Below are 10,902 nucleotides of genomic sequence, written 5' to 3'. Positions count from 1 at the left end.
AGCCTAGCGCCGCATCTGCGGGTTCACAGCGGCAGGTGCACCGTGAACTCCGTGCGTCCGGGGCGCGAGTCGAGGGCCACCCGGCCGCCGTGCGCCTGGGCCACCGAGTCGACGATGGACAGCCCCAGGCCGGTCGAACCACCGGCGCGGTTGCGGGCGTCGTCGCCGCGGGTGAAGCGCTCGAAGACGTCGTCGCGCAGCGCGTCCGGCACCCCGGGACCGTCGTCGCGCACCGCCAGCAGCACCTCGTCGCCGACCTGCCGCAGCGACGTGGTCACCGTCGTGCCGGCCGGGGTGTGCGTGCGGGCGTTCGCCAGGAGGTTGACCAGCACCTGGGTCAGCCGACCCTGGTCGCCGGTCACCTCGACCGGCTCGTCCGGCAGGTCCAGGCGCCAGTGGTGGTCGGGGGCCGCGGCGTGGATGTCACCGACCGCGGTCATCGCCAGCATCGTCAGGTCGACCGGCTCGCGCACCAGCGGCCGGCCGGCGTCCAGCCGCGCCAGCAGCAGCAGGTCCTCGACGAGCCCCTGCATCCGCAGCGACTCCGACTCGACCCGGGAGAGGTTGTGCTGCACCGAGGCCGGCACCGGCTCGGACTCCTTGCGGGAGAGCTCGGCGTAGCCGCGGATCGAGGCCAGCGGGGTGCGCAGCTCGTGGCTGGCGTCGGCGACGAACTGGCGCACCCGCTGCTCCGAGCGCTGGCGCGCCTCCAGGGCCCCGGAGACGTTGTCCAGCATCGAGTTGATCGCCTCGCCGACCTGGCCGACCTCGGTGCGCGGGTCGGTGTCCTGCTCCGGCACGCGCTCGGCCAGGGCCACCTCGCCGGAGTCCAGCCGCAGCCTGGAGACCTTGTGCGCCGTGGCCGCGACGCGGGTCAGCGGCGCCAGCTGGCGCCGGATGACGAAGGGGCCGACGAGGAGCACGAGGATCAGGCCGGCCAGCGAGGTGGCGCCGACGACGACGAGCAGGCTGCGGGTGGCGTCGCTGGCCGGCTCCAGCGGGGAACCGACGACGGCGGTCACCCCGGAGGGGCTGCGCTCGGCGACCAGCCGGTACTCGCCGAGGCCGTCGAGGTCGACGGTCGTCGGGTCCTGCCCGATGCCGGCGTCGGTGATCTGGGTCATCTGGGTGTCGTCGAGGAGCGTCTTCTCCCGGTCGAGCACGACGAAGCCGGTGGAGCCGTCGTTGCTGAGGCAGGCCAGCAGCGAGTCCTCGCCCTGGCCCGGGCCCTCCATGACGCAGGGGTTGGGTCCCTTGCCGCCGCCCGGTCCGATCTCCTTCGCCAGCTGCTCGTCGATCTGCGCGACCAGCTGCTCGCGCATGACCAGCACGGTGGTCCCGCCGATGACGAGGGTGAGCGCGACGAAGAGGGCGACCACCGAGGCGACGAGCTTGGTGGTCAGCGACCAGGCGCGCGGGTTCACTGCGCCGGCTTGAGGACGTACCCGGCGCCTCGCATGGTGTGGATCATCGGGTCGCGGCCCGCGTCGATCTTCTTGCGCAGGTAGGAGATGTAGAGCTCGACGACGTTGGCCTGACCGCCGAAGTCGTAGTTCCACACCCGGTCCAGGATCTGCGCCTTCGACAGCACCCGGCGCGGGTTGCGCATGAGGTAGCGCAGCAGCTCGAACTCGGTGGCGGTCAGGGTGATCTCCTGCCCGCCGCGGGTCACCTCGTGGCTGTCCTCGTCGAGGGTGAGGTCGCCGACGGCGAGCAGCGAGCTGCTCTGGTCCGCGGAGACGGCGGTGCGCCGCATGAGGGCGCGGACCCGGGCGACGACCTCCTCGAGGGAGAAGGGCTTGGTGACGTAGTCGTCGCCGCCGGCGGTGAGGCCGGCCACCCGGTCCTCGACGGCGTCCTTGGCGGTGAGGAAGAGCACCGGCACGGCGTCGTCGCGGTCGCGCATCCGGCGCAGCACCTCAAGGCCGTCGAAGTCGGGCAGCATCATGTCGAGCACGACGGCGTCCGGCTGGAAGTCCTTCGCCTCGCGGACGGCGGCGGTGCCGGTCCCCGCGGTGCGCACCTCCCACCCTTCGTACCTCAGGGCCATCGACAGCAGCTCGGTGAGGTTGGACTCGTCGTCGACGACGAGCACCCGGACGGGGGAGCCGTCGGGGCGGGTCAGCTTCGGCGAGGTGGCGGTGGCGGGGTTGCTCATGACGGGTAGTCAACCGCGTCAGGGTGGTGGTCCGCTATGGGCTCCCTGTGTTCTTCCTGTGACTGCTGGCGAAGGGGTCTCAGCCCGGCGAGTGGCGGGTGACAGGCCCAGCACAGGTCGGGGTCCGAGCCTGGCGCCATGCCCCACGACGAGACCCCGCGACCCGACGAGACCACGGGCCCCGACGAGAACGCGCACCAGCCCGACGAGACCCGCCCCCTGCCGACGTCCGAGTCTCAGCCGGACCCCGTGGCGGTGAACCAGGCCGAGGGGGCGGCGGCCGCGTCGGGAGGCACGGCGCCCGCGCTGCGCCAGCCCCGCTGGTCGGGCAAGAAGACCGCGGTGGCCGCCGCGCTCGCGATCGGCCTCTCCTCCGCGGGCGCCGCGGCCGCGGTGGCGACCGTCCCCGAGGGCGCCGGCAGCTCTACCGACGGCGGTCCGGGCGGACGCGGCGGCCCCGGCGGGATGGGCGCTGGTGGTGGCGGCTACGGCCAGATGCCCGGTCAGGACGGCTCCGGTCAGGCGCCGGGTGGACAGGCCCCCGGCGGACAGATGCCCGGTCAGGACGGTTCGGGCCAGCAGATGCCGGGCATGCCCGGCCAGGACGGCGGGACCGACCAGCAGGTGCCGGACGGCCAGGTGCCCGACGGGCAGGTCCCGGACCAGCAGGCGCCCGACGGCGGCAGCACCGACGAGGAGACCGGCTCGAGCTCGGACGCCGTCTGAGGCTGCGGCACCCTCTGGGGGCGCCACCTGCCTGAGGGCCGTGGCGTCGGAGGCGCCCGGAGGTGAAGGCGCACAGACGCTCACCTTCGTCCCAGCCGCTGCGGTTGCAGCCTGAGCGGATGCAGCTGCTTAAGGAGTTGCGGGTCGTGGGTGGGGTTGTCGAGACTGAGCGATCGTGAGCCAGGACGACCAGCGCGCGAGTGACCTGCACGAGGGCGAGCAGAGCAGCGACGAGCAGTTCGACGACGAGCGGAGCGGCAGCGGGGCCGGCGAGTACCTCGCGATCAACCGGGCCAACTGGGACGAGCGGGCGCCGATCCACGAGACCTCGCCCGACTACGACCGCGAGCGGTTCCTGCGGGACCCGGCGGCGATCAGCGACGTCGTCGCCTTCGACCGCCCGCGCCTGGGCGACCTCACCGGGCAGCGGGCGGTCCACCTGCAGTGCCACATCGGCACCGACACCCTCTCGCTCGCCCGCCTCGGCGCGCAGGTCGTCGGGCTCGACCTCTCCCCGGCCTCGCTCGCCGCCGCCCGGCGCCTCGCCGCGGACACCGGCACCGCCATCCCCTTCGTCGAGTCCGACGTCTACGGAGCCCCGGAGGCGCTGGCCGAGCACGGCCCCTTCGACCTCGTCTACACCGGCATCGGCGCGATCGGCTGGCTGCCGAGCATCGACCGCTGGGCGCAGACGGTCGCGGCGCTGCTGTGCCCGGGCGGGCGGCTCTTCATCCGCGAGGGGCACCCCGTGCTGTGGTCGCTGGACGACCCGCGCGAGGACGGCCTCGTCGCCATCGAGTACCCCTACTACGAGACAGTCGAGGGCATCGCCTGGGACGACCCGGGCACCTACGCCGCTGCCGCAGAGGGCAGCCCGGCCACGATCACGAGCTCGCGCACCCAGGAGTGGAACCACGGGCTCGGCGAGATCCTCACCGCGGTGATGCGCCACGGCCTGCAGGTCACCGCCTTCGAGGAGCACGACTGCGTGCCCTACCGGGCGCTCGGCGACCAGATGGAGCCGCACCCGGACCACCCGGGGGAGTACCGGCTGACCGACCGGCCGGAGCGCCTGCCGGCGACCTACACGCTGCAGGCGACGAAGGTCGGTGCCACCGGCTGAGACCGGTTGGGCGAAGGCGAGGTGCTAAGGGTAGCCTTAGCACCTCCGGCGGCAACGGCGCTGCCCCGCGCCTCACCGCCTGTCTGACGGGAGTGCGCCCCGGCCCATCGTGGCCGACCCGAACCACACCCTTCGTCAGGAGACCCATGCGCACCCTGCGAGCCGCCATCATCGGCGCCGGCCCCGCCGGCATCTACGCCGCGGACATCCTCACCAAGGAGCACGAGGGCGCCCAGGTCGACATCTTCGACCGGCTGCCCGCGCCCTACGGCCTCGTCCGCTACGGCGTCGCCCCCGACCACCCGCGGATCAAGGAGATCATCAAGGCGCTGCGCCGGGTGCTCGACGGCGACCGGATCCGCTTCGTCGGCAACGTCACCTACGGCGAGGACATCACCCTCGCCCAGCTCCAGGAGCACTACGACGCGGTGATCTTCGCGACCGGCGCGATGGCCGACCGTGACCTGAACATCCCCGGGGCGGAGCTGCCCGGCAGCTTCGGCGCCGCCGACTTCGTCTCCTGGTACGACGGTCACCCGGACGTGCCGCGCGACTGGCCGCTCGTCGCCGACTCCGTCGCGGTCGTCGGCGCCGGCAACGTCGCCCTGGACATCGCCCGGATGCTGGCCAAGCCGGCCGACGAGCAGCTGAGCACCGAGATCCCGGAGAACGTCTACCGGGGCCTGCTGGCCAACCGCGCCAAGGACGTGCACGTCTTCGCGCGGCGCGGGCCGGCCCAGCTGAAGTTCACCCCGATGGAGTTCCGCGAGCTGAGCCACAGCCCGAGCGTCGACGTCCTCGTCACCCCGGAGGGTTTCGAGATCGACGAGGCCTCGCAGGCCGCGATCAACAAGTCGAAGGCGGTCAAGCTCGTCGTCAACACCGTGCTGAAGTACCTCGAGGCCGAGCCCACCGGCGCCCCGCACCGGATCCACCTGCACATGTGCCAGGCACCGGTCGAGGTGCTCGGCCAGGAGAGCGTCGAGGGGCTGCGCACCGAGCGCATGGAGCTCACCGGCGACGGGACCGTCCGCGGCACCGGCGAGTACACCGACTGGCCGGTCCAGGCCGTCTACCGGGCCGTCGGCTACCGCTCCGAGGCGCTGGCCGGGCTGCCCTTCGACACCGCCGAGCACGTCGTGCCGAACGAGGCCGGCCGGGTGCTCGACGACTCCGGCGAGCACCTCGCCGGCACCTACGTCACCGGGTGGATCAAGCGCGGCCCGGTGGGCCTGATCGGGCACACCAAGTCCGACGCCGCCGAGACGATCCAGTGCCTGCTCGCCGACCTCGACGACGTCGCCGAGCCGGTCGCGACCGACCCGGACGCCGTCCTGGAGGTGATCCGCGCCGCCGGCATCGAGCCCACCGTGTGGGAGGACTGGGTGCAGCTGGACGCCCACGAGATCGCCCTCGGCGAGGCCGCCGGGCGCGGGCGGATCAAGGTCGTCTCCCGCGAGGACATGATCGCCGCCGGCCGGCAGGACGCGATGGCCGGTCGCTGAGCCTGCGCCCCGGTCGGGCCGTCCGTTGCGTGATTTCGTGCGGCCCGCCCGGTGCGCTATCGTCGTCCCTCGTCGCGACGGCGACCTGCGCCCGTAGCTCAACGGATAGAGCATCTGACTACGGATCAGAAGGTTTGGGGTTCGAATCCCTACGGGCGCGCTCTGGTTGAGACAGACGACGACGGCCCCCGAGCAGCTGCTCGGGGGCCGTCGTCGTGCCTGGGCTCAGTCCTCGCGCAGGAAGCGCGCCACCCGCGGCGCCAGGTCCCAGGCTCGGCTGACCAGCGCGAGGTGCCCGTCGGGGTAGACGTGCAGCTGGCTGCGCCGGATCGCCCGGTGCATGATCCGGGCGTTGATCAGCGGGATGATCGGATCGTCGTCGCCCGCCATGATGAGCGTACGCTGCGGCAGCAGCGGCAGGTAGGGCAGGCTGCTCCAGCCCGTCCCGGCGAGCAGTTGCAGCCGGTAGCCGCGCCCCGAGGTCCGCGGCGCGTGCCCGTCGAGGATCCGCTCGGCCAGCTCCGGGTCCTCGCGCATCTCCCCGCCGTAGAGCGTCGCCGCCACGCTGGCCGCGTACTCCGGGTCGCGGTAGCGCCGGGGGGTGAGCATCTTGCTCAGCACCTTCGGGTGCCCGGGCACCATCATCGCCCCGGTGCCGGTGCTCACCAGCACCAGCCGCCGGCAGCGCCGCGGGTTCTGCAGCGCCACCTGCTGGGCCAGCCCGCCGCCCCAGGAGATGCCCAGGACGTCGAAGGTGGTCACCCCCAGCTCGTTCAGCACCTTGCCGAGGGTCCGGGCGAGCGTGACGAAGGAGTAGGGGCAGCGCGGCTGGTCGGACCCGCCGATCCCCGGCACGTCGAAACGGATCACCGGGATGCTCTCGTCGAGGGCGTCGACGAAGGGTTGCAGCAGGTCCAGGCTGGCGCCGATGCCGTTGCACACCACCAGCGGGACGCCGGTGCCGCTGCGGTGGGCCACGCGCACGCTGCGGCCGTGCACCCTGATCTGTCGGACGGTCTCGCTCACCTGCCGCAGCGTAGGGCAGTGCCGACGACCCGCGGGCAGGGCGCGCGCACGTCGCCGTCGCGGGCCGGTGTGCGGACAGCCCTGGCTCACGACGGCGCGCGCTGACAGAGTGGGCCCCACGTGACCGGCGACGAGGCCGAGCAGGGGTCTGGTGCTCGCCGGCGACCAGATCGGAGCCACGCCATGAGGCATCTCGTCCCCCGCCCGCCCTTCGCCCGCCCGAGGGACGTCCGATGAGCAGCACCGACGACACCCCTGACGTCGCGCTCCCGCTCGACCAGCTGCTCACCCAGGCGGGGATGGGCTCGGCCCGACGCTTCCTGCCCGGCGGTGCCGGGGTGCGCTTCGTCGGCGCCCTCGCCCGGCGCCCCAGCCGGGTGGCCACCCGGCTGAGCGGGCTGGCCGGTGAGCTCGGCCGGATCACCCTCGGCGTCTCGGACGTGGCGCCGCAGCGCCGGGACCGCCGCTTCGCCGACCCGGCCTGGACCGGCAACCCGATCTACCGCCGGATCATGCAGTCCTACCTGGCGACCAGCGAGATGGCCGAGGGCCTGGTCCAGGACATCCCGATGGGATGGCAGGACGCCGAGCGGATGAAGTTCGTCGTCGCCAACATCGTCGAGGCGGCCTCGCCGAGCAACAACCCGCTGCTCACCCCGGTCGCCCTCAAGGCCTTCATCGACAGCGGCGGCGCCAACGCGGTGCGCGGCCCGCGCAACCTCGTGCGGGACCTGTCCACCTCGCCCCGGGTGCCCTCGATGGTCGACCCGGACGCCTACGAGGTCGGCACCGACCTGGCGGTCACCCCGGGCAAGGTCGTCCACCGCAGCCCGATGTTCGAGGTCATCCAGTACACCCCGCAGACCGAGAAGGTCCGCGAGGTGCCGCTGCTCATCGTCCCGCCCACGATCAACAAGTACTACGTCCTCGACCTCGCCCCCGGCCGCAGCCTCGTCGAGTACCTCGTGCAGCAGGGCCAGCAGGTCTTCGTCATGTCCTGGCGCAACCCGGAGGCGCAGCACAGCAAGTGGGGCTTCGACGCCTACTGCCAGGGGATCATCGACGCCTTCGACGTCGTCGACCAGATCAGCGGCGTCGGCCGGGCGCACGCCGTGGCCGCCTGCTCCGGCGGCATGCTCGCCTGCCTCGCCGCCGCCCATCGGGCGGCCGAGGGCAAGCTCGACCGGCTCGCCAGCCTCAGCCTGCTCGTGACGATGATCGACCAGCGCCAGGCCGGCACCGCCGGGGCGCTGATGGACCGCGACATCGCCGCCCAGGCGGTCGCCCGCTCCCGGCGCAAGGGCTACCTCGACGGGCGCGACCTCGCCGAGGTCTTCGCCTGGCTGCGGCCCGGCGACCTCATCTGGAACTACTGGGTGAACAACTACCTGCAGGGCAAGACCCCGCCGAAGTTCGACATCCTCTACTGGAACGCCGACACCACCCGGATGACCGCCAAGCTGCACCGCGACTTCGTCGACGCCGGCCTGCAGAACCACCTGGCCACCCCCGGCGCGGTCGAGGTGCTCGGCACCCCGATCGACCTCTCCCGGATCGAGGTCGACTCCTACGTCGTCGCCGGCTCCGCGGACCACCTCTGCCCGTGGAAGAACTGCTACCGCAGCAGCCAGCTGCTCGGCGGCACCACCCGCTTCGTGCTCTCCACGAGCGGGCACATCGCCGCCCTGGTCAACCCGCCGGGCAACCCCAAGGCGAGCTTCCAGTGGTCCGAGGACAGCTCGATCGACGCCGAGGACTGGCGTCAGGAGGCCACCCTGGAGCAGGGGTCGTGGTGGCCGGACTACGCCGCCTGGCTCGGTGAGCGCTCCGGCAAGAAGAAGGCCGCGCCGACCTCGCTGGGCAGCGCCGAGCACCAGCCGAAGGAGGACGCCCCCGGCACCTACGTCCTCGACTCCTGAGGGCGCCGGGGTCCTGGGGGTCGTGGCTGGGGCGGGTCAGGGGAGCGCGGCCCGGATCTCCTCGAGCCGCTCCGGGCGAAGGTGGAACCACGCCCAGCTGCCGCGGCGCTCCCGCTCCAGCAGCCCGGCCTCGACGAGCTGCTTGAGGTGGTGGCTCACGGTGGGCTGGGAGACGTCGACCTGCGCGGTCATGTCGCACACGCACGACTCCTGGCCCGGTGCGCCGAGGATGAGGCTGAGCAGCTGCAGGCGCACCGGGTCGGCGACGACCTTGAGCAGCTCGGCCCGGCGCCGGGCCTCGTCGAGGGGCAGCGCGGGTCCGGCGAGCGGCACGCAGACCGTCTCGTCGCGCCCCTGATCCTGCCCCTGGTCCGGAGCGGGGTCGCCGATCGTCGCGGTCATGGCTCCACCTTCCCTGGCTGCCGGTCGTGGTGTCGAGGGCGATCAGCATATCGACAGGTATCCATATTGACAGGTGCCGATGTTGGTTGTCAGGCTGGGTCGTGGCATCGACGAGCGTCGATGACCTGGGTGTGGTTGACCGGGTGCCGATGGCTTCGCTCGGCCGCGCCCGTCGTCGCACGCCGCCCGACCCCGACCGCCCCGCGAGGAGAGACGTGACCGTCACCGGAACCGCCCCGCCGGAGGCTCCCGTCGCGGAGCGCCTGGGCACACTGGACCGCTACCTGCCGGTGTGGATCGGGCTGGCGATGCTCGTCGGGCTCGCCCTCGGCCGGCTGCTGCCGGGCCTGGGCGACGCCCTGGCCGCCGTCGAGGTGGACGGCGTCTCGCTGCCGATCGCCCTCGGCCTGCTGGTGATGATGTACCCGGTCCTGGCGAAGGTGCGCTACGACCGGGTCGGCGCGGTCACCTCCGACCGGCGGCTGCTGGTCTCCTCCCTGGTCCTGAACTGGGTGCTCGGCCCGGCGCTGATGTTCGTGCTCGCCTGGACCTTCCTGCCGGACCTGCCGGAGTACCGCACCGGCCTGATCATCGTCGGCCTCGCCCGGTGCATCGCCATGGTCATCATCTGGAACGACCTGGCCTGCGGGGACCGCGAGGCGGCAGCCGTGCTCGTCGCCATCAACTCGCTCTTCCAGGTCGTCGCCTTCGCCGGGCTCGGCTGGTTCTACCTCTCCGTGCTGCCGGGCTGGCTCGGCCTGGACCAGACCGGCATCGACGCCTCCACCTGGGACATCGCCCGGTCGGTGCTGATCTTCCTCGGGATCCCGCTGCTGGCCGGCTACCTCACCCGGCGGCTGGGGGAGCGGGCGAAGGGGCGCACCTGGTACGAGGAGCGCTTCCTGCCGCGGATCGGCCCGTGGGCCCTCTACGGGCTGCTCTTCACCATCGTCGTCCTCTTCGCCCTGCAGGGCGACGCGATCCTCGCCAACCCGCTCGACGTCGCCCGGATCGCCGTGCCGCTGCTCCTCTACTTCGCCCTCATGTGGGGCGGGGGCTTCCTGCTGGGCCACCTCGTCGGGCTGGGCTACGAGCGGACCACGACGCTCGCCTTCACCGCCGCCGGCAACAACTTCGAGCTCGCCATCGCCGTGGCCATCGCCACCTTCGGGGTGACCTCGGGGCAGGCGCTCGCCGGCGTCGTCGGACCGCTGATCGAGGTCCCCGTGCTCGTCGCCCTCGTCTACGTCAGCCTCGCCCTGCGCCGTCGGCTGACCCGCTCCGCCGCACGTCCGTCCGCCGCCACCGCGCGCCGGTCGGCCACCACCGAGACAGGAGAGCAGTCATGAGCCGTGCCCTGACCACCGAGGCCTACGAGGCCATCGTCGACGACCTCGCCTACCGCTACCACGGCACCATCGACCAGGAGGCGGTCGCCGAGGCCGTGGCCCGTGCCCGCGAGCAGCTCGAGCCCCTCTCCACCGTCCCGGACTTCCTGCCGATCCTCGTCGAGCGCTTCGCCCGCGACCAGCTGCTCGCCGCCGCCCAGGCCCAGGGGCGCGTCGCCCGGGCCACCCCGGAGCTGCTCTTCGTCTGCGTGCACAACTCCGGGCGCTCGGTGATGGCCGCTGCGCTGGCCCGGCACCTGTCCGCCGGCCGGGTGCACGTGCGCTCCGCCGGGTCGGCGCCGACCGGCCAGATCCAGCCGGTGGCGATCGAGGTGCTGGCCGAGCGCGGCGTGGTTGTCGAGGGCGAGTTCCCCAAGCCGTTGACCGGCGACGTCGTGCACGCCGCCGACGTCATCGTCACGATGGGCTGCGGCGACAGCTGCCCCTACGTGCCCGGCCGCCGCTACCTCGACTGGGACGTCGCCGACCCCGACGGGCAGCCGCTGCCGGTGGTGCGGGCCATCCGCGACGACATCCAGGCCCGGGTCACCGCCCTGCTCGCCGAGGTCCTCGACGACCATCGCTGACTGGGCCCTGTCGCCCGGCCCTGCTGCCGCCGGCGGCCTCGCTCCCCTTCGCTGCGCACGATCCGTCC

10 protein-coding genes and 1 tRNA gene are annotated in these 10,902 nt (G+C 72.8%); 7 read left to right on the top strand and 4 right to left on the bottom strand.

From position 1 onward, the window contains the following. Positions 1-23 precede the first annotated feature (23 nt). Together BJY28_RS02880 and BJY28_RS02875 are read right to left on the bottom strand one after the other, a co-directional pair. Positions 24-1,424, bottom strand: coding sequence for a sensor histidine kinase (locus BJY28_RS02880; RefSeq protein ID WP_343036933.1), 1,401 nt, complete (start codon positions 1,422-1,424; stop codon positions 24-26). Next, complete coding sequence (locus tag BJY28_RS02875) at positions 1,421-2,158, bottom strand: response regulator transcription factor (RefSeq protein WP_281366894.1); 738 nt, start codon at positions 2,156-2,158, stop codon at positions 1,421-1,423. Before BJY28_RS02875 ends, BJY28_RS02880 begins: the two co-directional genes overlap by 4 nt. Before the next feature lie 138 nt (positions 2,159-2,296). Here BJY28_RS02875 and BJY28_RS02870 point away from each other — a divergent pair, with 138 nt between their 5' ends. The 4 genes from BJY28_RS02870 (at position 2,297) to BJY28_RS02855 (ending at position 5,672) form a co-directional block, all read left to right on the top strand. After that, a complete protein-coding gene (locus tag BJY28_RS02870) occupies positions 2,297-2,884 on the top strand; it encodes a hypothetical protein (protein WP_179461666.1) in 588 nt (195 codons plus the stop codon). A 175-nt stretch (positions 2,885-3,059) separates the two neighbouring features. After that, complete coding sequence (locus BJY28_RS02865; RefSeq protein ID WP_343036932.1) at positions 3,060-4,007, top strand: class I SAM-dependent methyltransferase; 948 nt, start codon at positions 3,060-3,062, stop codon at positions 4,005-4,007. Between the two features lie 146 nt (positions 4,008-4,153). Next, positions 4,154-5,512 carry an FAD-dependent oxidoreductase gene (locus BJY28_RS02860; protein ID WP_179461665.1) on the top strand — a complete coding sequence of 453 codons (1,359 nt, stop codon included), beginning with the start codon at positions 4,154-4,156 and terminating at the stop codon, positions 5,510-5,512. Positions 5,513-5,599: 87 nt separating this feature from the next. Then, a tRNA-Arg gene (locus tag BJY28_RS02855) sits at positions 5,600-5,672 on the top strand. A 65-nt stretch (positions 5,673-5,737) separates the two neighbouring features. Here BJY28_RS02855 and phaZ read toward each other — a convergent pair. Continuing rightward, positions 5,738-6,538, bottom strand: coding sequence for a poly(3-hydroxyalkanoate) depolymerase (phaZ, locus tag BJY28_RS02850; protein WP_343036931.1), 801 nt, complete (start codon positions 6,536-6,538; stop codon positions 5,738-5,740). Between the two features lie 233 nt (positions 6,539-6,771). Between phaZ and BJY28_RS02845 the strand changes: the two genes are divergently transcribed. Beyond that, positions 6,772-8,457, top strand: a complete 1,686-nt coding sequence (locus BJY28_RS02845) for a PHA/PHB synthase family protein (RefSeq protein WP_179461663.1) — start codon at positions 6,772-6,774, stop codon at positions 8,455-8,457. Positions 8,458-8,493: 36 nt separating this feature from the next. Here BJY28_RS02845 and BJY28_RS02840 read toward each other — a convergent pair whose 3' ends face one another. After that, on the bottom strand, positions 8,494-8,859 hold the full coding sequence (locus tag BJY28_RS02840; RefSeq protein ID WP_179461662.1) for an ArsR/SmtB family transcription factor: 366 nt from the start codon (positions 8,857-8,859) through the stop codon (positions 8,494-8,496). Between the two features lie 215 nt (positions 8,860-9,074). On the opposite strand from BJY28_RS02840, the gene arsB reads away from it, so the two are divergent. Continuing rightward, a complete protein-coding gene (arsB, locus tag BJY28_RS02835; RefSeq protein ID WP_343036930.1) occupies positions 9,075-10,208 on the top strand; it encodes an ACR3 family arsenite efflux transporter in 1,134 nt (377 codons plus the stop codon). Continuing rightward, positions 10,205-10,834 carry an arsenate reductase ArsC gene (locus BJY28_RS02830; RefSeq protein ID WP_179461660.1) on the top strand — a complete coding sequence of 210 codons (630 nt, stop codon included), beginning with the start codon at positions 10,205-10,207 and terminating at the stop codon, positions 10,832-10,834. Before arsB ends, BJY28_RS02830 begins: the two co-directional genes overlap by 4 nt. Positions 10,835-10,902 lie beyond the last annotated feature (68 nt).

The organism is Janibacter alkaliphilus (genome assembly GCF_013408565.1).
Lineage (GTDB): Bacteria > Actinomycetota > Actinomycetes > Actinomycetales > Dermatophilaceae > Janibacter > Janibacter alkaliphilus.
Note: the sequence above shows the minus strand (reverse complement) of the source record. Positions and strands in the feature narration are given on the sequence as shown.